Consider the following 23,581-nt stretch of genomic DNA (forward strand, 5'->3'; position numbering starts at 1 on the left):
AACCGAATTCTATTCACCTGCCAGTAGCGGATCGCCGATTAGGCCCGCGGCCAAGAGCAGGCCGCTCCTCGTATCCCGGAGCGCGAAGGCGAAGCGGGCATCGGCCGTTACGCGCACCAGCTTCGGATCTATGCTCCGCTCGGTGACGACAGCCGTTGCCGCCGCCGCTTCCGTGCCGTTTTCGTCGACCTTGATCATCGTCTTCTGCAGGACGCGCGACAAGCTGATGTTTTCCTTGGTGAACCCAGGAAAAGCCGCGTCCTTGGCCTTTTCGGGCGCCAGTCCCATCGCATTGAGTATAGGCATCAAATCACGGCCGTCATTCAGCGAAAAGCGGGGGAGGAAGATTTCGCCCTTGGCGGCCTCGAATTTTTCGCCCTGAAGCCAGGAGGAGAGCGCCTTCAGCTCGGAGGCATCGACGCCCTTGCCGGCGCGCGCTGAAATGACGACCATGCGGTAGGTTTCGCCCGCATAGGCGAGATCGACGGCGGTGAAATTGTTGTCGACGCGGAATTTCTGTCCGTCGCCGGCAAGATGCATCATCGGCACCTGGATCGTCGAACCGTCGGGACGCCGGAAGGGCATCGCCGGGCTTTCCTTTTCGAAGGCGGTTTTCCAGCGCGCCTTGAAGGAGAGAGCGCCGAGGCTGACGAAGCCGCCGCCGGGCGGCGATTCCAGGATGGCCGGAATGGCGCCGCGCGTCGTCTGGCTGACCCAGGCATTGATATGCTCGACGGATTTCGGTCCGTCCAGATCCTCGATCGAGGGCTTGATCCGGTGGCCGGCAAGCATGGAAAGGGCATCGGGCACGAGCACCAGCTTGTCGTCGAAGACGATTGCGGCTCCCGTCGCCAGCGGCGCATCGGCTGCCGGCTTCTCAGGGTTCATCGCGTCGAGCACCTTCTCCGGTCCCCTCACCTCGGCTCCGAAGCCGAGGCTCTTGGCAATCGCCGCCTTGCCCTCCCCGGAGGCACCGAGAGCCGCTAGGCCAAGGGCGGCGGTCAGGCTTGCCGGCGATACCACGATGTTTGCCGCCCCCTCTTTCGCCAGCGTGCGGTCGATGAGGTCGACGGCAAGCCCGGCCTGCGCGGCAAGGATCGCCTTGCTGTCGGCGGCCTCGCCTGCATGGGCGGTCGGGGCAAGCGCCATCAGCGAAGCGGCAAGGCCCGCTAGAAGGATGGATTTCGGCATGGCTCCCTCCTCTTCAGCGGATGCGATAGAATTTGGAATCGAACGACCATTTGCCCTGGGCGCCGGTCTCGTCGTCGCCGACGATCCTGAGGCTCCGGGCAAGGTCGTAAACATAGTTGAAGGCAGCGCGCTGGCCGACGAGCGGTGTCGGCACATCCGGCAGGTCGAGCACTTCGATCGGCTTGTCGCTGAGAATGGCGACGACCATGCCGACGCCGGCCGGTCCCTCCACCTGATATTCGAAGCCGATATAGGGATTGCGCGCATCCGGCACGACGACCGGCCTTGCCGGATCGAGCCGGTTGTCGCCGCCCTTGGCGTTCGGTTTCAGGCCCATGGAGCGCTTGTTCGGGTAAAGCTGCGTGAGTTTTCCCGCCGCGTCGATATCGACCAGGATGAGATAGCCGGGTTTCTTGGTGGAGACGCGCATCGCCACCTTGTCGCCGATGCTGACGGAGGTGCCGGGCAGCACGTCGACGGCGACGCCCGCCTCGTTATCGCTCTTCAGCGTATTCTCGACGGCGGCGACCGGCGTCTTCGCCTCCTCGCCGGTGACGACGTCGCGCCCGAGCGCATCCGGCAGGCCGTAGAATTGCGGCACCGGCGTGAAGCGGCAGTCCTCCGCATGCGCCCGGCAATATTCGTCCGATTTGCGCCGGACGTAATCGAGAAGGGCCGCATTGCTGACATTCGGCTTGTCGGCCGCACGCGCCACACCTTCCTGCACGCCTTCGATGAAGCGGCGGGTGAAGACGCCGAGCGGCGGCTTGGCTTCCTGATCGACGAGCGCCCACTGGCCTGAATTGACGGCCGACCAGACCATCGCGGTTTCGCCGCCGAAGGAGAATTTCGCTTCCTTGCCTGATTTGTTCGGCGGTTCGAGCCCGGCCAGCGCCGGGCCAAGGCACCGCACGGTGCCGTTGCTCGGCGCGGCCACCGCACTGCGGCTGCCGGGCCCGACATGGCAGGCGTCGATCAGCAGCGTGACGCGGCGGTCCTTGAGGCTGTTCAGCCGCGCGGCGATTTCCGTTTCCCGGATCTGGTTGGTTACGGTCACCTTGCCGCCCTCGCGCACCAGCTTGGCATCGGCCGCGACGAGCGTCGGGCTCGTCGTTGCTTCCGCGCCCATTTCCTCCGAGCCCTGGCCGCTGAAATAGAGAAAGACGCGGCTGCCGGATTGCGATTGGCGCACCAGCCAGTCGTCGATTTCGGCAAGGATCGCCTCGCGGGTCGCCTTGCGGTTGGTCAGGACGTGGACCTGTTCCGGACGGTAACCGAGCGTCTTGACGAGAAAGAGCTGCATCGCCTTCACGTCGCTGGCGGAGCCCGTCAGCTTCGCCTCACGCATCTCGTAATCGTCGATGCCGATCAGCAGGGCGCGGTCGCCGGGCGAGCTTTGGATCCCAGACGTCTCGACGGCAGGAGGCTGGACGGCTGGTTCACTGGTCGCAGGCTCATCGGCGGCGGGCGTTTCCGTCGTTCCGGCAGGCGCCTTATCGCCGGCGGGCGGAGCGGTGATGGCAAGGTTGGCCAGTTTGTCTCCGGACTGCTTTTTATTGGTTGCCGCACTGCCGGTGGTCGATGCGACCTGCTCGTCGGCAACTGGTCCTTCGACATCAGGCACGTCGCCATCGGTCTTCGCGGCGATCCAGCCGCGGAAGGCGGCGACGCGGGTATAGACGCCGTAATGTTCGGCCTCGGCGCAGCCCGCACCCCAACTGACGACGCCGAGCTGGATCCATTTCTTGTCGGGGCGCTGGGCGACTAGCGGACCGCCGCTATCGCCCTGGCAGGCATCCTTGCCGCCTTCGGCGTAACCGGCGCAGACATTGCGCTCGTCGATCGGGTTCATGCGCATCGAGCTCTCGCGATAGGCGGCGCGGCAGTCCTCGCGCGAGACGATCGGCAACTCGACTTCCTGCAGCTCGGTCGGCAGGTATTTGTCGTCCCAGCCGTGATCGGCCTTGGTGTAACCCCAGCCGGTGACGACGGCCGTGTGGCCGGCGGTTTCCACGGCCTCGTCCGAGGCGGAGGCGAGGAGCGCAGGCTTCGAAACGGCGGGCTGGGCAAGCTTGATGAGGGCGATGTCGTTGGCGAAGACCTTGCGGTCGAAATCCTCGTGGATGATGACGTTTTCCACGGCAAGGCCCGGCTTGTCGGGCCCGTCGACTGATATCACCTTGTCGATCTTCGACTTGCCCTCGACGATCAGCAGATCGCGGGCGAAGAGATCCTGCTTGCCGGAACGGCCGCTGGTGACGCAATGGGCAGCCGTCAATATCCAGCGCGGCGCGATCAGCGAGCCGCCGCAATGGCCGCCGAAGCGACCGCGCTGTTCGGGATCGGGGGCCAGGATCTTCACCTGCCAGGGCCATTCGCCCTTCTTTGCCGCCTGGCCGCCGATGACGCGCCCGCCATCCTCGCCGGCGAAATCCGTATCCTGCTGCGCAAGGACAGGAGAGGCCAGAAGCAGAAGTGCGGCCGCAACGTTGAGGATGCTGCTGATCGACGTGCTCATAGCTTGGCTCCGGCGGAGGTATAGAGGACGGTAAATCCGACGCGTGCGCCCTCGGGCAGCAACTCGCCGAGGCGTTTGGCGATATTGCCGGCGGTACGGCGCCTGTCGTTCTGCTTCAGGAATTCCACGAGTTCGGGCATCGGCGTTTCAGCGGTGACGGCGACAAGCAGGTCCGTGCCGAAGGGAGCGACGACGGAAAGATCGAGATCGAAGGTCGCAGACATCTCGGCATCGGTGTCCCTTTCGCCGGGATAGAGGAATTGCACCGTTCCATCGCCGGTAATATCGAACAGCACGAGCTTGCGGCCTGTCAGTTCAGAAACCGTGACGCCGACGCGCTCGCCTTCGCGGTGAACCGTGTCGGAGGGCATCACGCGCACGGTCTGCGGATTTGTCTCGGACAGCCGCTTCAGCGTGTCGAGCGCGGCCATCCGGTCGACGATGAAAGGCATGTCGCCGGCGCCGACGCCGGAGGCGACGACATCGCCGCCGGCGATCGCCTCGCGCTTTTGCGGATCGAAGACGAGTTCCGCTTCCGCGCCATCCGCCAGCTTGAACGGCGTGATGGCAGGCTCGATCCCCTGGAGCACCGGCTCGGCGCCGAGGACGGCGAGGCTGATCGGTGCGGGCACGGCCGGCGGCGGAACGCTTGATTTTTCCGCCGCCGCCTGCGCCCCCGCCCCTTCGTAGCTATAGACGACGGCGCGGTCGAGATCGCTTCCCGGCGGGCTTTCGGTAAAGACGTTCTGCCGCTGGTCGGTGAACTGATAGACCGACTGGCGGACATATTCGAAGAGTTCGCGGCGGCTGACGGCGGCGTCGCCGTTCCGGTCGGCGGCGCCTTCGAAGGCGCGGGCGGTCGCATAGCTCAGCGCGCCGCGTTTGACCGGAATGCCGGGAATGGTGATCTCCGGCGATTTGGTGTTGTCGTCGACGGCACCGAGAAAAGTCAGCCGCTGGTAGTCGAAGCCGGTGGAAAGCGCGTCCGCCGTCGTCGAAATCGGCGCAAGATCGTCTTCCTCGATCGTGTAGGACGGCGCCTGCCGCCAGGTGATCTCGGCGCCGCGCGGATCGACGTCGCGGGTCATGCCACCGGCATGGCAGGTATCGGCGATGAAGAGGACATCGGCGCCCTTGGCTTCCAGCTTGTGGATCAGCACCTTGAATTCGTCGCCGAAGATGCGTTCGCGCGATCCCGGCAGGCGTGTGTCGAAACCGGCGAGCACATAGACCTCGTCGCGGCCGCTCGGCTTCGAGCCCTTGACCCTCTCCGGTTCGCTCGAGCCGTGGCCGGCAATGCCAAGCACGACGAGATCGCCCTCCCTGGCTCTTTCGGTGACGGATGCGATCGCCTGGAAAATGCCCTCGCGATCGGCCGCGCCATTCTTCAGGACCGTCATGTCCTCGACGCCGACCGAGCGCAGCGACAGCGACAGATCCTCGGCATCGGCCACCGCGCCATGCAGCGGCGGGACATTGCGGTAGAGGTCGATGCCGATCAGCACAGCCCTGACGGCGCCGCGTGAAGGAGCTTCGATCGTCCTCGCCAGGCTCCCGGTCGCCGTCATGGCAAGGAGGGCAAGTGCTGCGGCCATGGAACGGGATGCGGACATGGCCAAACCTCCCCTCGCCCGGCTACTCGCGGCGCCATTCGACGCGGCGGTTCAGCGCGTCGATATCGTCTTCGGTAAGGTTGGCGGTCGCCGTCACGTCCACCGGCTCGGAGGAGCCGCGGCCTTCGGCGTCGATCGTCGCGTCGATGCCGTTTTTCTTCAGGAAATCGGCGACGGCCTGGGCGCGGCGCTCGGAGAGTTTCTGGTTATACTCGTCGCCGCCGCGCCGGTCGGTATGGCCGATCAAGATGATGCGGCCGGGATTCTGCTCCTTCAGCGCTTCCAGCAATTCCTGGGCAGCCTCCGTGCCGATCGAGGTGAAGGTCGACTTGTCGAAATCGAAGGTGATCGGAACCGGTATGGATACCGGCACGATGCCGCGCACGTTCTCGGAATAGATGCCGCCGAGCACGCCGCTGCGGTGATCCTTCTCGGCCGGCACGAAGCTGCCCTCAGGATTGTCGCTCGTCGGATTGGCGGCAAGGATGCGGGCCTGGGCGGCGCGCTGGATGAGATCGGAGATCGTCTCTGCCGGCGGCGCCTTCGGCGTGCGGGTCTCGTTCTTGATGATCTCGATCGCCTGCTGGTAATCGGCGGCGGCATCGGCAAAGCGCCGTGCAGAGAAATAGATCTCGCCGAGCGTGGCGGAAGCCTGCCACAGCACCTGCGGGCTGTCGGCGGCCACCAGCAGCGGCTCGTAATCGGCGACCGGCTTGTCGGCGGCCATCATTTCCTGTGCTGCGGCAAGACGAAGCGCGGCGACGCGGCGCTGGGCGTTAATCTGGAACTGGCCGCAATCGGCGCTGACCGCGATCGCATCGGCTTCGGTCGCGGCGGCATTGATATCCTTGTCGGCGACGGCGGCGTTCAGCTTGTCGAGAAGCGCGTTGCAAACGGGCGTATCGGCATTGGCCACCTCGATCTCTTCGCCTTCGCTGGCGGCCTGCGGCTCAGCCGAGCGGCCGAGGTTTATCTGCGGCATCTTGATGCCGAAACCACCGGGAAGCTTGAATTGCGGCATCTTGATCTGCGGCATCGGCAGCTTCGGCATCTTCGTCTGGGATGACTGGGACGATTGGTAGGATTGCGATGATTGCTTAGGCCTGTTGGACGTGCTGCCGGTGGCGGGGCCGATCAGCTCCAGCTCGTCGGCTGCAAGCTCCTGGCCGGGCGCCAGATTGGTGACGATCTTGTATTTCTTCGGTGGCTGCGAGGTCGCCTGCTCGACAGGTTTCGGGGCCGGCTTCTTCGGCTTTTCGATCACAGGCTCCGGCTTCTTGGCGACGTCCTGCTTCACGACAGGTTTCGGCTTGGGGGCAGCCTTGGGTTTCGTCGGTGCAGCGGGCGGCTTTGCAGCCTGTTCGACCGGTGCGGGTTTGGCTTCGGGAGCCGGCTTTGCCGGCGCGGCGGCGACGGGCGGAATGGCGCCCATGCTGTCGACCGTCGTCAGTGTCAGCGTCTTGCTGCTGATCTTCGTGCCGAGGCTGCGGGCTTCTTCCAGGCTGCGGGAAACCGCCTCCATGCCGCCGTCGATCGAACGGAACATGCCGCTGCCGCTGCCGCCGAGATCGGCGAAGATGGTCAGAGGCTTTGAGGAATAGAAGACCTTGATCTGCTCTTGCCCGACCGGGCCGGACACCTGCAGCCTGGCGCCGCTTGCGGGATCCGGCACCTGCACGCGCTTGCCGGCGGCGACGAGCGCATCGGTCTGGTATTTGTTCGGGAACAGCTTCACGACGGCGCCGTTCGGCGAGACGTTCAGCACCGTGACATAGGCGTTTTCGCTCGATTGGATGAAGAGGCCGACGACTTCGCCGATGGCGTATTTGGCCTCCGCGCGATCGAAGGTGATGCTGACAGGTCCGCTCTGGGCCGGCGCTTCGCTGAGTGTGCGTTCGTTCTGCGCCTCGACGGTGGGAACCATCGAAAAGAGCGAAAGACATGTGGCTGCGGCTAGGATGGCTTTGCGGCTCAGCATCGGAACCTCCCCCTTCGAACAATCTCACACTGTGTTGAAGATGAGAATAGCACTGACCTGCGAAATTGGGATGGCTTAGCCCGTCTTGCTTGAGGGAGGGTTACAAATTATTTGGAGGCGCGAAGAAACCGTCGCGGCAAAGACGTGAGCAAGACTCGGCATCGGCTATATCCGATGCCGGATATAGTCCGTTCGGCTGCCGGGCGAAGGTTAGTTCTTGGGTTTCTGCCCGGCCGATTTCAAAATCGAGATCAGGTCGCTCATACCCTCGGGCGAGGAATTATAGAGCCAAAGAATATCCGGATTGTCGGCCGTGAATTCCTTGCCGGGGCCCGAGCCCATGTCGCGTCCTGGCGACGTCGCATCGGGCAGCTTGCCTTCGCCCGGCGTCAGCCCCTGGGCGCGCTCGTGTTCGGCGATGATCGCGACGGCGGCGGTAAAGGCTTTTTCGTCATGCTGGCGCAGTGCGGCAAGCGAGGGATTCCGCGCCGCCAGCGCATCCTCGACCGGCCCGGCAAAGCCGAGCCCAGGAATCTGCAGCGCCAGCAGAAGGCCGATCGACAGGGTTATGAGCCGGGATTTCGTCATCGTCGTCAAATCCATCATCAACGTGTCACGATAGCGCAGGCAGCACGACAATAGGGAGAGGCCGGAAGGAAGGCAACGGCGATCGCCGCCAAACGATTGGGAGGGTGGAAATCGACTGGCCGCGGGGCTTAGAGGATCTTCCTTTGCTGCAGGCCGAGGCGAAGATTGCGCAGCATCTCGCCGAAGATCTCCTCGATCTTGCCGGTCGACCAGACGACCATGGTGCCGTAGGGCGAGCGCCTGCGCTGCATGAAGCCCGCCGTCTCGAAATCGATCAGCGTCTTGCGGCAGGTCTCGCTCGACATCACCGCGACGAGGAAACGGGCAAGGTTGGACTGGTCGATCGCGCCTGCCTTTTCCGCCCAGTTCTGGATCAGCCGCGGCTTGGTGTCGGCGGTGAACATCGAAGCGAGCGCGCGATCCTGCGAAAGGCCCAGGCGCTGCAGCTTGGCCGGATCGCGGGTGAGTGAAACCACATAGTCATTGTGCAGATCGGCGAAGCGCTCGATATCTTCCGCCGTGTTGATGCCGAAGACCTTCATCGAATAGAGGAACTCTGCCATCAGGTAGGTCGGCTCCGAGCGCAGCTGGGCCAGATGCTTTTCGTCCTTGCTGGCCGAGGCCGCACAGACGCGGTCGGAGAAACCTATCCTCGCGGCGCGCACTTGCTCCAGCAGGCTGACATCGAGCGCGAGTTCATCACCGTTCCAGTCCAGCATGAGCATTCCCTGACAGCAAATCTTCAAGACCCTGATCTTGTACTATTGCAGGCGCAGATCTCCAAATCGTTTGGAAAGCAACGGCTTGCTGAGGAGGCGCATCTATCCTAACATTTTAAAGACTTTACGGTCACTGGGGTTGAAGACAATGCGCAGTTTCGGGTCGCATATTCTGATGGCCGCGGCGATTGCGATCGCCTGGCCTGTCCTCGCCAAAGACACTGTGATAATCGAGCTTCGCAGCGGCGACGGCGCCCGCTCGGTCGGCATCATTTCCGCCAGCGAGGAAGTGGAGGCATCCGGGCCGGCGGCGATCACCGTCGGCGACGACGGCACGATCTACATCCTCGATCAGAACAATGGCCGCGTGCTCGCCATCGATGCCGAGCGCTCGCAGGCCGATCCCGAGATTCTGCCACTGCCGGAGAATGCCGCGCCGGAGGATCTCGCCGTCGTCCATAACGAACTCTACCTCTGGTCGGATGGCGTCGTGCCGCTTCAGCGCTCCACCGCTGCCGACGGCCGGTCGCAGACGCTGCGCGCCGTCGATGGCGGCGATGCCGACGACTATACGCGCTCGGTCTTCGCCTCCATGGGCTCGGTGCCGCCAGGCCCGCTGAACAGCATCATCGACGAGATCGGCCGCAGCACCAGCCGGCCGGAGGCCCGGCCGCCGGTCATTCAATATGTTCCGAGCCGCGGGCTCGGCGATATCGTCGCGGAGGTCTCGGCTGCAAACGACAAGGCGGAAATCCTGCTTCGGCGCAGCAGCTCGGAAGAGAATTTCCTCTCGCTGCAGCTCGCCTCCGAAGGGCGGATCGGCACGGTCGAGCTTCTCGACATCGATACGACGGGCAGGCCCTATGCGCTGATCGAACTCGTGCCCGCCGACCGGCCGGAGCGTACCGGCATGCTGGTGGTGCGCTTCACGCCGAACGGGATGACGGACCGCGTCTACGATCTGCCGATCGAATCCGGCACGGTGTTTTCAAGACGGTTCGTCGCGATCGGCCCGCGCGGGGACGTGCTCTTTCTGCGCTCGCAGGAAAGCCGGGCGCAGGTGCTGAGGCTCGACGGCCGCGATCCCGGGCGCAGGCTCGCCGTCGCCAAGCCCGCCAAACCGCTGAATACGGGCAAGCCCGGCAAGACGCCGAAAGTGGCGATCGTGCCGAAATCGCGGGGCGACGTCATCGAGCGCGCCATCGGCTTCGAAACCCTGAACTGGCTGGTGACGCCGGCGGCCTACGGCCGGGACCCCGGGCCGGGCTGCGCCAACATGAACCGGCTGCGCCGGCCGATCTACCTGATCGGCAAACGCGGCCAGACGGTGAAGGGCGTCCCCTATTGCTGGGGCTGCAAGACGCCGCTCGAGGCTTTTGTGAGCGGCGTGGAAAACGGCCAGACCGCCGGCAATGTCTGCACCAAGAGCGCGCCGCAATCCAACATTCTCGGCGTCGACTGCTCCGGCTTCGTCAGCGACGCCTGGGGGCTGAAGATGCATGTGTCGACGCGCGCCATTCCGGGGATTACCAAGCGCCTCTCCGACCCCTGGTCTCTGCGGCCGGGCGACGCGCTGAACAAGCCGGGCTCGCATGTGCTGTTGTTCATGCGCTTCACGGACGACAAGAAGGTGGAGGTCATGGAGGCCTCGCCGAACACCTGCAAGGGCCGCGTCTGCCGCAACACCTATTCGCTCGGCAATCTTCTGATGCGCGGCTACCAGCCGGTTCGCTTCAGGGGGCTGGACGGCTGACCGGGGGAGCGGCTTCGGAGCGCTGATCTTGAGGTCACGCGCAGTAAGCGCTGCGCCCAGCACGGGATCTCTCGATCAGATTGCCAGCTGAACATCTTGCGGGACGAAATCCGGAAGTCCGATCGAAGGCTGCGTCTTTGCAGCGTTGAGCGAAAGCGCCGCGACTGCAGCGCCTGCCCCTGGTGAAGCTAGCGAAAGCTCATCCGGTATCGAAATCATTTTGATATCGAGCTTGGCGTAGTCCACTGCGTAATATCCGGTTGCACCCCGAGACACGACATCCGGCCTGATCAGTAAAAGATCCTGCGCCATTGTGCCGACAAAGAGTGGGCCGCCCCAGATGTAGCGGAATGCATAGATCGGAATGCCGGCAGGAGAAGTGCCGACGCGACGAATATCCATCTTCAGACGCCGATCCGACCAACCAGGATCGCCGCCACCGGTATCGCCGCCGTCATTGCCGCCGGAACTGCCGCTGCTGGAGCCGCCGCCCATCCCGGAGGAACTGCTTGAGCCGCCGGAACTCCTGTCCGAACGAGCAAAAGTCGACTCCCGTTCGTCACTTTTTACGGCGACCTTTTTCGCGGTCGGGGCCTTGTTGCGTGCGGGCTGCGCCGGCTCCTGATTGGCGAAGAGGGTCTTGCCGCCGGGGTCAAAGACGCAGCCCTGCAGTATGATGCCGGAGCCGGCGATGAAGGTCGAGCAGAGCAGTACACGTATGAAGACTTTGCTGGTCATGTTAGGCGCCCCCGGGATCACCGTTTAGAAAAGATCATATCGCGGATTTCGCTTTGCCCACGTCGCCTTCGCAAGAAGCGTCAGCCTCTCGTTGAGTGACTTCGTCTTCGGCAGAGCCTTCAGTTCCTGTGCAGTCAATTCCGCCGAAAACGCCTCTGCGGCCTTCTTCTTGGCAGAGTCCGCCAAGGATGCGAGCTCTTTCTCAGCCTGCTTTTTGGGGTCGCCGGTTCCGGGCCTGTTGAGTGCGCTTGCAAGAGCGAAATAGTGGGCGGCGGTCGCTAAGCTTTCCGCATCCGAACCGTTGGCTTTGGCTATCTTGGCCCGCTCGAATGCGCTCCAATAATCGCCGCGCTCGGCGCCCATTTCCAGCCAGGAGAGGGCTGCAGCCTCGTCTTTAGGCACTCCTAACCCGTCTCTGTACATAAGGCCGATGTTCCGCGGGGCATAAGGCTGGCCGCCGTCCGCTGCCTTTTTGAAAAGCTCCAACGCTTTCTCAAGGTCCTGCGGCACGCCTTTGCCGGCGCGATAAATCATCCCGAGGCTGTTCATCGAATAGATGTCGTCTCTCTTGAGACCTGACTCATAAAAGCGGATGCCGCGTTCCATGTCCGATGGGACGTTGACGCCGTTCGAGAAGATGTAGCCAAGTTCGTTCATTGCATAGGTATGGCCGAGATCGGCTGCCTGGAGCATAAGCTTCAGGCCTTCCTGGGTGTTGGCTTTCACACCACGGCCATAAAAGAGATTTTTGCCATAGGCATAGAGCGCGTAAGGATCCCCCTTCTTTGCGCCCATGGCCGCCATCTGGCTCGATTTGTCGAGGCTCGCCTGAACGGATCCGCCGACCAGATAAAGCGCAGAGAGTTCCGAAATCGCCCTGACATGCCCGGCATCCATCGCCTTCTTGATCGTCGCGAAGGCCGTTTTCGTCTCGCGGTTGGCGAGCTGGGCGCGGCCGAGTTGATAGACGAAGCGCGCGACTTCGGGATAGGCCTTCATCGCCTCCGTGCAGGCAGATACGGCCACGCTGGGATCGATCTCGTTCGGCAGCTTGCCCGCGGTGACGCCTTGCAGGTCGAGCGGTGCTGCGGCTGCGCTGTCGCAGGCGTCGAGTGCCGGCTTGAAGGTGACGGTCGCGGGCGGCAGGTTGTCGTTGGCGGCCTGCAGCGTGACAGTGAAGCTCTGGTTTTCCGTGCCGATCTGCGGCTCGTAGGAAAGTGCCGGGACATCCGCCGCCTCAAGCACATGGCCGAGGCCGATCACCCGGTCTCCGGCGCGTAGCGTGCCCTTGTCGGGGAGGGCTGCGACCTTGAAGGTCATTTCCGCGGCCGAGGCCGGTACTTCAGGCAGGTTCGCCTTGACGGGGCCGACGCCGATCGTCGTGTCGATGTCGCGCGGCAACTCCTTCAGATAGGCGCCGGCATCGGCAAGCCGTGTCTGCTTTTCCTGTTCCAGTTGGGCAAGCTTGGCGCCGGCATCGGCCGAGACGGTGATCGCGACCACGCCCTGCGTCGCCTGGCCGTAAGGGTCGCTGACGGTATAACCGATCAGGCCGACGGTGCCGGCGGCAACGCCTGATGAATCATAGGTCAGTGCCGTCAGCGCCGCGGCGGGAAGCTTTGCGCCCTGCTCGACCGGCTTGCCGTCGAAGCTGAGCTTGCCGGTCTGGGGAAGCTGGTTGATCGTGACGAGCAGCGTCGAGCCGGTCTTGTCATGCGGCGGCGCGATCATCAGCGGTGTGGCGGCGGCGCCCTCCGGCACGCTCGCCTGCTGCATCGGCTCGACGCTCGGCGGCGGCGGCGCCGGAATGAAATAGAAGCTGTCCATCAAGGAGGAGTTTTCCCAGGGCACTTGCTTGCCGTTGGTCATGGCGATGACATCGCGGCGCACATCGGTCAGGACCTGGCGGATTTCCTTGTTGGGCTCGCTGGCGCGCTTGATGAAAGATTCGGAATAGGGGCTGAGTGCCCCCTCGCCGTCGAGCGCCACCTGGCCTGGTTCGGTCGAAAAGGCGATGAGGCTGCCGAGATCGCTGTCGATGCGGGCAAGACCGCGCGTGGCGCCGACCGGCTCCAGCTTTTCGGCCATCCAGAATTTCTGCGCATTGAAGGGATTGTTGCGGCAGGCATCGAGGAAGATCAGCTGCACCCGCGAATTCTGCTTGAGATGGTTCAGAATGAGGTCGAGCGGCATGGTCTGCGTTTCGACGTCATAGGGCGTCTCCAGAGTGGCATCGACCGGCACGATGAAATTCTGGCCGCCCACCTGGATGCCGTGGCCCGAATAGTAGATGAGCCCGGCCTCGGCATTGCCGGTCGAGCGCAGGAAGCGGCGCACCGTATCTTCAAGCCCGATACGGTCGACATTGACACCGATCGTCACGTCGAAGCCGGCCGCGCGCAGCGTATTGGCGACCTCTTCGACATCATTGGCGGGATTGGGAAGCGAGGGCAGCGTCTTATAGACCGAGTTGCCGATGACGAGGGCGACGCGCCGGCCGCTCTCTTCGGTGACGGCCGCATGCGCGATGCCGACAGACAGCAGTATTGCCGCAGCGGTCAGCAGATAGGCGCACAGTCTCTTGACGTTGTGAAACTTCGGCATGGCGCGATTGCAAACATTCTATTGTTTCTGCTCAATAAAATTTGCTGGCCTGCTGATGCTGGCCCCCTGCGCATTCACAGTTTGAAAATATTCCTGACTGCTAAAAAAAGCAAGCTTCGCTGCCTCCAAGAGAATTGGAGCAGAGCCATCAATTTGGAAGCCTGTCACCGGCGGGAAAGACTATAGAAACTTGGAAAATGAACATACCGCCGGCGGCGGATACGTTAGTTTCGATGAAGTTCCTATCCGCGAAACGTATAGTTGCTGATCGAGGCCGGTTTCATCTCGATGGAGAAGCCCGGCAGCGTGGGCGGCATATAGGCGGCGTTTTCGATGCGGCAGGGATCGACGAAATGTTCGTGGAGATGATCGACATATTCGATGACGCGGCCGTCCTTGGTGCCGGATACGGCGATGTAATCGATCATCGACAGGTGCTGAACATATTCACAGAGGCCCACGCCGCCGGCGTGCGGCCAGACCGGCAGGCCGAACTTCGCGGCGATCAGCAGCACGGCGAGAACCTCGTTCAGTCCGCCCATGCGGCAGGAATCGATCTGCACGATGTCGATCGCGCCCTCGGCGATGAACTGCTTGAACATGATGCGGTTCTGGCACATTTCGCCGGTCGCGACCTTCACCGGCGCGATCGCCTGGCGGATCTTGCGATGGCCGGCGACATCGTCAGGGCTGGTTGGCTCTTCGATGAAGAACGGCTTGGCTGATGAAAGCGCCTTGACCCAGTCGATCGCCTGGCCGACATCCCAGACCTGGTTGGCGTCGATCATCAGGTAACGATCGGGACCGATCACCTCGCGGGCGAGCCTGAGGCGGCGGATATCGTCGTCGAGGTCGCGGCCGACCTTCATCTTGATATGATTGAAGCCGGCATCGATCGCCTCCCGGCAAAGGCGGCGCAGCTTCTCGTCTTCATAACCCAGCCAGCCGGCCGAGGTCGTGTAGCAGGCGTAACCTTCCTTCTCCAGGACGGCGATGCGCTCCGCCTTGCCGGCTTCCGCTTTCTTCAGAATGGCGATCGCTTCGTCGCGCGTCAGCACATCGGTGAGATAGCGGTAGTCGACGATATCGGCGATCTCTTCCGGCGACATTTCGGCGACGAGACGCCAGACGGGCTTGCCGGCCTGCTTGGCGAGCAGATCCCAGACGGCATTGACGACCGCGCCGGTCGCGAGATGAATGGCGCCCTTTTCCGGGCCGATCCAGCGCAATTGGCTGTCACTCGTCAGATGCCGCCAGAATTTGCCGGGATGGGCGAGAACCTCGGCCAGATCCATGCCGACGACGAGATGGCGCATCGCTTCGATCGCCATGCAGCAGATGTCGTTGCCGCGGCCGATGGTGAAGGTCAGGCCATGGCCGGCAAGATCGGGCGCATCCGTATCGAGAATGACATAGGCGGCCGAATAATCGGGATCGGGATTCATCGCATCCGAGCCGTCGAGGCTTTGCGACGTGGGAAAACGGAGGTCGAAGACGCGGAGATTGGTGATGCGGGTCATGGTATTCCTCCGTGATGGGCCCGATTGCATGAGCAGCGAGTGCGGCCGGCGGTGTTCCGGCCGCACCGTCGCATGGGGTCAGATCGTCCAGCCGCCGTCGATGGCGATCGCCTGGCCCGAGGTGTAGGTCGCGCCGGCGAGATAGACGGCGAGATCGGCGATCTCCTCCGGCGAGCCGAGCCGACCCATCGGCTGGCGCGCGATGAAGGCGGCGCGCGCTGTGTCGTAATCGCCTTGTGCGCGCATGCGATCCTGCAGCGACGGGCTTTCCACCGTGCCGGGGCAGATGGCGTTGCAGCGGATTCCTTCCGCGACGTAATCGGCGGCCACAGCCTTGGTGAGCCCGATGACCGCCGCCTTGGTGACGCCATAGGCGAAGCGGTTCGGCACGCCCTTGATGCTGGAGGCGACGGAGGCCATGTTGATGATCGCCCCGTCCTTGCGCTCCAGCATGCCCGGCAGCACGGCGCGGATGGTGCGGATCATGGCCTTGACGTTGAGATCGAAGGCGAATTCGAGATCGGAATCCTGCATTTCGAGGATCGAGCCGGCATGGACGAAGCCGGCGCAGTTGAACAGCACGTCGACGGCGCCGATTTCGGCGACCAGGGCTTTGACCGCATCCCCGTCAAGCACGTTCAGCTTATGCGTGGAAACGCCGGTTTCCGCGGCAAGGGTGGCAAGCGCATCGGTATTGATGTCAGTCGCGTGGACCTTGGCGCCGGCCGCGGCAAAGGCTGCCGCCGTTGCCCGGCCGATGCCCTGGCCGGCGGCGGTGATGAGAACGGTCTTGCCGGAAAGTCTGTCTGTCATGTCACGGGCCTTTTCTTAATGTGTCTACGCTGGACGATGGAATGCGGCTGTGTCTCCGGTGAAGGCTCGGCCATGATGGAACAGCTCGCGGTCACCGTCTATCGTTCGCTTTCTTTGCGCGCTTCGACCGGGCTCTGGCAAGGTGCGCGCGGTATGCCATCTTGCGTTCGGGCGGCTTGTCTTCAGCCATGATTTGTCTGTTTATAGACAAACAGACGATTGCTCCTGGGTCAAGTGCGAAGTTTTCCTTTTCCGACCGCTGTTCTGCGTATATGCAGAGCAATATTCACAGGAGGAAGGAATGGAGACCGACGAGTCCGACCGCTACCGCGCTCCTGCCCTCGACAAGGGCCTCGATATATTGGAGCTGCTCGCCGGCGTCGACAGCGGCCTCACCCAGGCGGAGATCGCCAAGCGGCTCGATCGCAGCCCGAATGAATTCTACCGCATGCTCGACCGCCTCGTGCGCCGCGGTTACGTCACCCGGCTGGACGGCGATCGCTACTCGCTGACGCTGAAGCTCTTCGGCCTCGCCCAACTGCACGCGCCGGTGCGCCGCCTCGCCTCCTACGCCACGCCGCTGATGCGCGAGCTTGCCCAGCGCACCCGCCAGGCCAATCATCTCGCCGTCTTCGATCGCGGCGCGGCCGTCGTCATTGCCCAACAGGAGGCGCCTGACTATTGGGGGTTCTCGATCCGCATCGGTGCGCATATCAGCCTGTTCGACACCGGCTCGGGCCATGTGCTGCTCGCCTTCCGCAGTGCAGAGGAGCGGGAGATGATGATTTCGGAACATGTGCGCAGCCGTGCAGACATCGAGCTTGGCGCCGAATTCTACGACCGTCTCGACCAGATCCGCGAGCGCGGCTACGAGATGATGGCGAGTGCCCAGACCGCCGGCGTCTATAATCTCTCCGCGCCGGTTCTCGGGCCGGACCGGCGCTGCATCGCCGCCCTCACCTGCCCTTTCATCGCGCTCGTGAATGCGCCTTCGGCACCCGATATCAGCCAGACGATCGCGCTGGTGCAGAAGACTGCCGCCCAGCTTTCTCTGCTCGCCGGCGCCGACGTCGCCAACCCCGCCTGAGGGCCGGGAATTTCTATTTGAACAATCCATTCACCGGGGATAGGTTGCCGCAACCACACTCCTGGAGGAGAAGAGCGTGCTCATCGATACCCATCTGCACATTATCGACCGGTCGGCGCTGCCCTATCCGTGGCTTTCAAGCGTGCCCGCTCTCGATCACGATTTCCTCTATGAGACCTACGCGACCGAGGCCCGGCGCTGCGGCATCACCAAAGTCCTGCACATGGAGGTCGATGTCGATCCTGCCGCCATGCAGGCCGAGACCGATCATGTCAGGAGCATTGCGGCGCGCGAGGGGAGCCTGATTGCCGGCGCCATCGTCTCCTGCCGGCCGGAAGAGAAGGACTTTGCCGCCTATCTCGAACGGCAAAAGGCCGATCCCTTCGTCAAGGGGTTTCGCCGCGTGCTGCATGTCGTCCCCGACGATGTGTCCGAAGGCGCCCTCTTCCGTGAAAACATCCGGCGCATAGGCGGCAGCGGCCTGACCTTCGATCTCTGCACGCTGCCGCATCAGGCGGGCCGCGTGACCGCGCTTATCGATCTTGCGCCGGATGTGCAGTTCGTGCTCGACCATTGCGGCGTGCCCGATATTCGCTCGGATGCCTTTGAACCCTGGAAGGCCGGCATATCCGAGATTGCGCGTCGGCCGAACGTCGTCTGCAAAGTGTCCGGCGTCGTCGCCTATGCCGACGCCGAAACATGGGCGGCGCAGACGCTGAAGCCCTATATCGAACATGTCATCGCAAGCTTCGGCTGGGATCGTGTCGTCTGGGGCAGCGACTGGCCGGTCTGCACGCTCGGCGGCGGGCTTTCCACATGGGTGGCTGCGACCCATGCTATACTTTCCCTCAGCAGCGAGGCGGAGCGTTCCAAGCTGCTTTTCGCCAACGCCCAGCGCGTCTGGGCGCTTTGAAGCACGTCGCGATCTTTCAGACGAGCTCGCCGTGCTTCAGGTCTTTGTTCTTACGCGTGTCGTTATCGCAAAACCGCCTACACTTTTGCGCGACACGCTTTAATCTTCCATTTACGCAGTTTCCGGCAATGCTTCGCGCGTTGCTGGAGAAATCGCTGCGTATGTCTGTGGCTTCCAGGCCTGAGGAATCAAAGCGTTCCGCTTTGTCTTCGAATCACGGAAGTGCTCTATCGCTTGGTTTTCGCGCAGAACCCCTACACACTTTTACCTAGATCCGCAGAACGACGTATCCCACAAAAGTGCTACTTTGGCATGTTTTTTGCTGATGATAGAATGAAGCGTGCCGTTGTTTCGGTTTGGGACGACCTACAACCAAGCAATTGCTAGCTTTATTCATCTCGGGTAGAAGTTGTCAGGCAGGGATATGGCGAATAACCTCATGTCCACTGTCCTCAGGAGGGAAAAGAAATGAAAGAAGAACCGCATGCAGTGGATGTTCACGTCGGAAAGACGATCCGTATACAGCGTCTGCTGAGGAAGGTTTCTCAGACGGAACTGGGCGAACGTGTGGGCGTCACGTTCCAACAGATCCAGAAATACGAAAAGGGCTCCAACCGCGTTTCCGCCAGCATGCTGGTTGAAATCGCCGGTGCTCTGAAGGTCGATGTCAGAACGTTCTTTGACGATCTGTCCGCTCCTGATACAGCCAACGATAATCCGGCTCCCAGCGAGGAATTCATTATCTCGCGCGAGGGCGTGCTTCTCAACGCTGCGTTTTTCTCGATCAAGAACGAAGCTCTTCGCAAGAAGATCCTGAAGCTCGTCCAGGCGATCGCCCACACCGAACAGTTGGAAGGCGACGCGGCCGAATAAACTGCCTTTCACGCGACCTCACGGACCGCATGAGAATCAATCGGGGTCAATTGCCATCGATCGGATCAATGTCCGTTGATCGGGTTTAATGGCGATCGATCAGGATCAGATTCTCGCTGGCATCCTTCATTGCGATCTTGGCCTTGCTGCCGAGCAGCTTCTCGAGATTGACGTCAAGCTCCCTGTCGGGATCTATGCCGTCCCAATCGATGACGACCTGCAGCAGTGCCATGTTCGTCAGGTGCATCAGATTACGCAGCTGAAGTTTTTCAGCCTCCTCCTTGGCTGCCGACAGCAGCCGGAAGATCCTTGCGTATTCGCTGCCTGTACCCTCGGTATGTTGTTCAAACATCGTTCCCGCCTCGTTGGTCGTGAAACCCTACGATTCCATCGCCAGTACATCTTTCTGCCGCGACCGTTATTCTAGCGTTACAGGAGTCACATTCCGCGTGATTTCGGCATGCAAGAGTTCCCAGTGGGAAGTCGCGGCAAAGCGCCAGTCACGGTCGACGGGAAGGAATTCGTCCCGGCGCAGCCATTCCAGCACCAGCCGGGCATCGTTGCGTTTGCGTTCGACGCGGTTGTTGCGGATAGCGGCGAGGATGTGATCGCGGCGCGGCTTGCGGCCGAAATGGCATTCATCGACCGCCTTCGCATAGGTGCGCTCGGAAAAATGCAGGAAGCGGCCGGCAAGCAGCAGTTTCTTGCGCTCGCCGGGTGAGATATCGCCGTTGGCGTAGAGCGCGTCGATCGTCGGCTCGAAATCGACCCAGGGCACGGAAAGCGGCAGCCAGCCGAGTTCCTGCGGCGCGTGCACCAGGGCGACGGCCTCGTCGTCGAGCAGCCGTCCGGTCTCGTAATCCTCGAAGATCGAGCCGATCCCGACCATGCCGAAGGGAGCGCATTCGGCTGCCCGCAACGCACCCATGCTGGCGCCGCCGGCGACGGCGACATTCTGTTCGAGTGCGTAGAGGATTTCCTTGTGCCAGACCGACGGCAGATCACCGAAATAGCCGTCAACGAGGCCGATCGCGGTGGCGCCGTCCTCGACGGCTTTCAGGATGTCGCCGCAGGCGGCCGGCGGCCGGAAGTCGATGCAGGAAGATCCCGCCCTTGCCGCGGCGAGATCGCTTCCCAGGCTCGGGCCGACGAACAGCACCTTCATGATTGAGCTCCCCTCATGGTGTTGACCGCGCGCATGCCGAGCTGGATGTACTGGCCCGATATATCGACCTCCAGACCCGGTACGATCACCCTGACGACGGAGACCGGCAGGGCCTGGTGGGCAAACGGCACGACGACGATCTGCTCGATGCCGGTGGCCGCCAGCCGGCCGGCAATATGCGCGTTGGTTTCCTGGATCGTCGCCGGGCGGCGATGACGGGGCTGGAATGCGCGCATCCGGCCGCCGCCTTCGCAAAGCTCGACCACCTGCTGCATCGCCGCACTTTGATCGAGTCGCTGATAGATGCGCGGCGAGAAATCGTCGCGGCTGCCGGCGATCGCGGTCAGCCGGCTCTGCGCCGCCTCGGTGATGGCGCGCAGCGCGGCGCGCACGGGATCGGGATGGCAGCCGCAGCCGCCGCAGACATGCGACCAGCGCGCATCGACACGATCGGAAAGATTGCCGGGCATGATGACGGCGAGAAATGCGGGAACGCCGATGTCGGTGGTCATGTCGAGCAGCAGCAGCCGCATGCCGGCGCGGGCGATCCGGTCGGTCATGATGTCGATGACGGTGTCGCCGAAGGAGGCGGGGTCGATGCGGCTTTCCTTCAGGCGTTCCGGCGATTTCAGCTGGGTCAGGGCCCAGGCATCGCGCTCGACCAGTTCGCAAAGCCCATGCAGGACCGCTTCGGATGGCGTATTGCCGGAGGCAAGACCGTCGCTCGACTGCTCGAAGCCCGGCGGCCTCTCGCCGCGATGGTCGAGGCCGACGAGCCACCAGGGCACGAAAACGGTGCTGCCGGAAAGGATATCGAGGCCGGAGCACCAGGGAATGGGGCTTTTGCCGATCTCGTCGGGGGCGCAGCGTGCGACATTGTCGAGATCGATCATGGCGGCGCGCTCGGCCCTCATGCTCTCGACCGTCGCCTGCGTCAGATCGGCGGGCGGAATTTCCGCGATCCGCGTCTCGATCGCCTCCATGGCAGCCGAGGTCATGGCGGCCTCGTTGTCGATGCCCTTGCCCTGAAAGACCGAGAGCGTATGGCTGTTCGGCCGGGTCGCGAAGGCGACCGGAATGTTCAGGACATCGAGCGCGGTCAGAAGGCCGACCCGCGTGATGCCGAATTCACGCAGATACGGCCTGATCGCAGCCAGCGTCTGGGCCGGCGTGACTGCGCGGTCATGATATTCGCTGACGCCGGCCGATGATCGTTTGAGGTCACCGGCAAGCGTCTCAAGATCGGCGAAAGCGGACATACAATATCGTCCTTAGCGGAATTTCAGAGCATGCGTCAGGTTTTCGAGGGCATTGGCGGAAACGTTGAGCTCGTCCTGTTTCATGGCTGCCCTGGCAGCTGCAGAGAAGCGCAGCGACTGAGCCTGAACTTGGATGGTTTCAGCATTCGTCTTCATGTTCGATCTCCGATTGTTCGGACAGCTTGTTGCTGTCGTTAGCGGTCGGAGGGAAACATTGCCCGCGTCATTTAAGCGTTACAGGCTTCGTTAAAAGGCGATGCAATCAGGGTAGACCGGCAAGCTGCAGGCCATGAATCAGCGCTTCCGTGTAACGGGGATCGCGATCCGGGACGAAGTGGCGGATATCCTCGCTGCGGAAATCCGGGAAATTCTCGAGGACGACCCTGGCGTAATGTCCAGCTTTCTTCATATCGCCCGCCATCGCATGGGCGGCGGCGAGCAGGCGAGCGGTCGCCTGTTTGGAGTTTACCGGCTCTAGCGCCTCGATCGTCTTCTTGTAATCTTCACGGTCGAAATGAATGCCGCCGAGATTCCAGTAATAATAGTCCGGCGGCAGGGGATTCAGTCTGAAGGCGGCTTGGTTCAGCTCCAGTGCCTTGTCGAAATCACCATTGTGGCACAGGGCATCGGCATAGTCCGCAAGGATATCGGCATCGTTCGGATTGAGATCCTGGGCCTGCTGGAAATATTCCAGACTCTCGTCGAAACGGCGGCGGTAAAGCGCCACGAAGCCGAGTTCGCGATAAGCCCGGCCGCTGTTCGGGTCGGACTGCTGCGCCAGCCGGGCAGCCCCGTTCGCCTCGTCGAGCAGTTCGGTATCCTGCATGCCGCGGATCAGCCATTCCATGCCGAGCGCGCGTGACACGCCGGCATGGGCGGCCGAGAAGTGTTCATAACGGTTGAGCGAGGATTTGAACCATTTGCGGGCCTGGCGCAGGTGTTGCAGGTCGGTCTTCGCGATCAGCCGCTTGCCTTCCAGGTAGAGACGGTAGGCGGAGGCCGGCGCATCGCCGATCGGCATCGCCAGTTCGTGGCGCTCGATGGTATCGGCGAGCGAGGAGACGATCCGTCGCGTCAGATGCGCGAAGGATTCGCTGATCTTCTGCATCACCAGCGGCAGTTCCAGCGCCCAGATCACTTCCGACGTGGTCGTCCGCGTCAGGCGGCAGGTCGCATAGACATCCTCGTCGCGGCCCTGGATGGTGACGTAGACCGCATAGTCGAAGCTGAGGTCGAGCGGGCCGGGCATGGCGCGCGCCGGATCGACCGAGCGGCTGAGGATCTCGAGGCTGGTATGCGCCGCGATGACCTTGAAGCCGCGCTGCTGGCTGAGGCCGATGGTGACGTCTTCGAGAAGCGCCCTGCCGACGCGCTCCATCAGCGGATCGGTAAAGATGCTTTCCGGCGGCAGGATGATGATGCGCGGCTGGCCGAGCATATCGGCGAACATGCCTGGCGCGGACGGACGCTCCGGCGCTGCGGCTTGTGCTGGCGGGATCAGGCCGAGTTCGCGGGCGAGCGCCGTGGTGCTTTCCTCCGGCTCGGTGTCGAACTCGTCCTTCAGCTGGCTCTTGCACTTAAGATAGGCCTGACGCGCCGCGGCCGGATCGTTCATCCCGACATGCAGGCGCATCAAGGCGCGATAGGCCGTTTCGCTGGCCGGGTCGAGTTCCAGCAGGCGCCTGGCAAGTGCGACCTGCTCCTCATCCGACCTGTCTTCGGCAGTTTCGACCAGCCGGGTGAGATGGGTCGAACGCAATTCGTCGATACGCTGGCGCTCGAAGGTCAGCCAGTCCTCGGCGCCTTGCGTCGGCGATTTCGCGCCTTCCAGCAATTCGCCGTTGAGGATACTGCTGTCTTCGGGGGCAAGCGGCCCTTTCTGCTTCAGGATGCGAACGTCGATCTCCCAGCCGTCGGCAAGGCCGATATGGGTCCTTGTCGCGGCGAGCAGCGGGGGAAGGTCGGCGGGAATGCTCTGCTCGATGCGCGCCAGCAGCTGGCGCAGGCTGCCCGCCCGCTTTTCCGGCAGTTCGGATTGCCAGAGCTGCCGCCTGATCGTTTCGCGGTCGAGTTCGAGATTGGATTCGGCGGCGAGCATGGCGAGGAGAAAATAGGATTTCTCCGGCAAGGGGAGCTCTCTCCCCGCCGCCATCAATCGCGGTCTTCCGAGCAGGCAGAGCCTGTTCGTCGACACCTCTGCGGATGTCTCTTGCATTTCGGTTCTCACCCCTGAAGCCCAAGGCGCGCAG

19 protein-coding genes are annotated in these 23,581 nt (G+C 62.8%); 4 read left to right on the forward strand and 15 right to left on the reverse strand.

Annotation, left to right across the window (positions count from 1 at the left end):
• Positions 1-9: 9 nt before the first annotated feature.
• The 6 genes from CO670_RS00990 to CO670_RS01015 form a co-directional block, all read right to left on the reverse strand.
• Positions 10-1,191 carry a serpin family protein gene (locus CO670_RS00990; RefSeq protein WP_097588557.1) on the reverse strand — a complete coding sequence of 394 codons (1,182 nt, stop codon included), beginning with the start codon at positions 1,189-1,191 and terminating at the stop codon, positions 10-12.
• A 13-nt stretch (positions 1,192-1,204) separates the two neighbouring features.
• On the reverse strand, positions 1,205-3,709 hold the full coding sequence (locus CO670_RS00995; RefSeq protein WP_097588558.1) for a trypsin-like serine protease: 2,505 nt from the start codon (positions 3,707-3,709) through the stop codon (positions 1,205-1,207).
• Positions 3,706-5,322 carry a caspase family protein gene (locus CO670_RS01000; RefSeq protein ID WP_097588559.1) on the reverse strand — a complete coding sequence of 539 codons (1,617 nt, stop codon included), beginning with the start codon at positions 5,320-5,322 and terminating at the stop codon, positions 3,706-3,708. Before CO670_RS01000 ends, CO670_RS00995 begins: the two co-directional genes overlap by 4 nt.
• Before the next feature lie 22 nt (positions 5,323-5,344).
• Positions 5,345-7,300 carry a DUF4384 domain-containing protein gene (locus tag CO670_RS01005; RefSeq protein ID WP_097588560.1) on the reverse strand — a complete coding sequence of 652 codons (1,956 nt, stop codon included), beginning with the start codon at positions 7,298-7,300 and terminating at the stop codon, positions 5,345-5,347.
• Positions 7,301-7,510: 210 nt separating this feature from the next.
• Positions 7,511-7,888, reverse strand: coding sequence for a hypothetical protein (locus tag CO670_RS01010; RefSeq protein ID WP_097588731.1), 378 nt, complete (start codon positions 7,886-7,888; stop codon positions 7,511-7,513).
• Between the two features lie 128 nt (positions 7,889-8,016).
• On the reverse strand, positions 8,017-8,607 hold the full coding sequence (locus CO670_RS01015) for a hypothetical protein (RefSeq protein ID WP_097588732.1): 591 nt from the start codon (positions 8,605-8,607) through the stop codon (positions 8,017-8,019).
• Between the two features lie 148 nt (positions 8,608-8,755).
• Between CO670_RS01015 and CO670_RS01020 the strand changes: the two genes are divergently transcribed.
• A complete protein-coding gene (locus CO670_RS01020) occupies positions 8,756-10,360 on the forward strand; it encodes a hypothetical protein (protein ID WP_097588561.1) in 1,605 nt (534 codons plus the stop codon).
• 75 nt (positions 10,361-10,435) lie between these two features.
• On the opposite strand, the gene CO670_RS32825 is transcribed toward CO670_RS01020, so the two are convergent.
• From CO670_RS32825 to CO670_RS01045, 4 genes are all read right to left on the reverse strand, one after another.
• Complete coding sequence (locus CO670_RS32825; protein WP_176538845.1) at positions 10,436-11,098, reverse strand: tail fiber domain-containing protein; 663 nt, start codon at positions 11,096-11,098, stop codon at positions 10,436-10,438.
• A gap of 24 nt (positions 11,099-11,122) precedes the next feature.
• The gene (locus CO670_RS01035; RefSeq protein ID WP_097588563.1) at positions 11,123-13,702 is read right to left on the reverse strand and encodes a caspase family protein; all 2,580 of its coding nucleotides are present in this window, start codon (positions 13,700-13,702) and stop codon (positions 11,123-11,125) included.
• A 242-nt stretch (positions 13,703-13,944) separates the two neighbouring features.
• Entirely contained in the window at positions 13,945-15,222 is a 1,278-nt protein-coding gene (locus CO670_RS01040; RefSeq protein ID WP_097588564.1) for an L-fuconate dehydratase, read from the reverse strand.
• Between the two features lie 78 nt (positions 15,223-15,300).
• Complete coding sequence (locus CO670_RS01045) at positions 15,301-16,035, reverse strand: SDR family oxidoreductase (protein ID WP_097588565.1); 735 nt, start codon at positions 16,033-16,035, stop codon at positions 15,301-15,303.
• Between the two features lie 301 nt (positions 16,036-16,336).
• Here CO670_RS01045 and CO670_RS01050 point away from each other — a divergent pair, with 301 nt between their 5' ends.
• From CO670_RS01050 to CO670_RS01060, 3 genes are all read left to right on the forward strand, one after another.
• A complete protein-coding gene (locus CO670_RS01050; RefSeq protein WP_097588566.1) occupies positions 16,337-17,122 on the forward strand; it encodes an IclR family transcriptional regulator in 786 nt (261 codons plus the stop codon).
• Between the two features lie 76 nt (positions 17,123-17,198).
• Positions 17,199-18,035, forward strand: a complete 837-nt coding sequence (locus tag CO670_RS01055; protein WP_097588567.1) for an amidohydrolase — start codon at positions 17,199-17,201, stop codon at positions 18,033-18,035.
• Between the two features lie 468 nt (positions 18,036-18,503).
• Positions 18,504-18,908: a helix-turn-helix transcriptional regulator gene (locus tag CO670_RS01060; RefSeq protein WP_097588568.1), complete on the forward strand. Its 405-nt coding sequence runs from the start codon at positions 18,504-18,506 to the stop codon at positions 18,906-18,908.
• 85 nt (positions 18,909-18,993) lie between these two features.
• On the opposite strand, the gene CO670_RS01065 is transcribed toward CO670_RS01060, so the two are convergent.
• The 5 genes from CO670_RS01065 to CO670_RS01080 form a co-directional block, all read right to left on the reverse strand.
• Positions 18,994-19,260 carry a hypothetical protein gene (locus CO670_RS01065; RefSeq protein ID WP_088674978.1) on the reverse strand — a complete coding sequence of 89 codons (267 nt, stop codon included), beginning with the start codon at positions 19,258-19,260 and terminating at the stop codon, positions 18,994-18,996.
• A 66-nt stretch (positions 19,261-19,326) separates the two neighbouring features.
• Complete coding sequence (locus CO670_RS01070) at positions 19,327-20,073, reverse strand: TfuA-like protein (RefSeq protein ID WP_097588569.1); 747 nt, start codon at positions 20,071-20,073, stop codon at positions 19,327-19,329.
• Entirely contained in the window at positions 20,070-21,332 is a 1,263-nt protein-coding gene (locus CO670_RS01075; protein ID WP_097588570.1) for a YcaO-like family protein, read from the reverse strand. The genes CO670_RS01070 and CO670_RS01075 overlap by 4 nt, the downstream gene beginning before the upstream one ends.
• Positions 21,333-21,344: 12 nt before the next feature.
• Entirely contained in the window at positions 21,345-21,488 is a 144-nt protein-coding gene (locus CO670_RS32830) for a hypothetical protein (RefSeq protein ID WP_176538846.1), read from the reverse strand.
• Between the two features lie 106 nt (positions 21,489-21,594).
• The gene (locus tag CO670_RS01080) at positions 21,595-23,547 is read right to left on the reverse strand and encodes a BTAD domain-containing putative transcriptional regulator (RefSeq protein ID WP_097588571.1); all 1,953 of its coding nucleotides are present in this window, start codon (positions 23,545-23,547) and stop codon (positions 21,595-21,597) included.
• Positions 23,548-23,581: the final 34 nt, after the last annotated feature.

Source organism: Rhizobium sp. J15, assembly GCF_002531825.1.
Classification (GTDB): domain Bacteria; phylum Pseudomonadota; class Alphaproteobacteria; order Rhizobiales; family Rhizobiaceae; genus Rhizobium.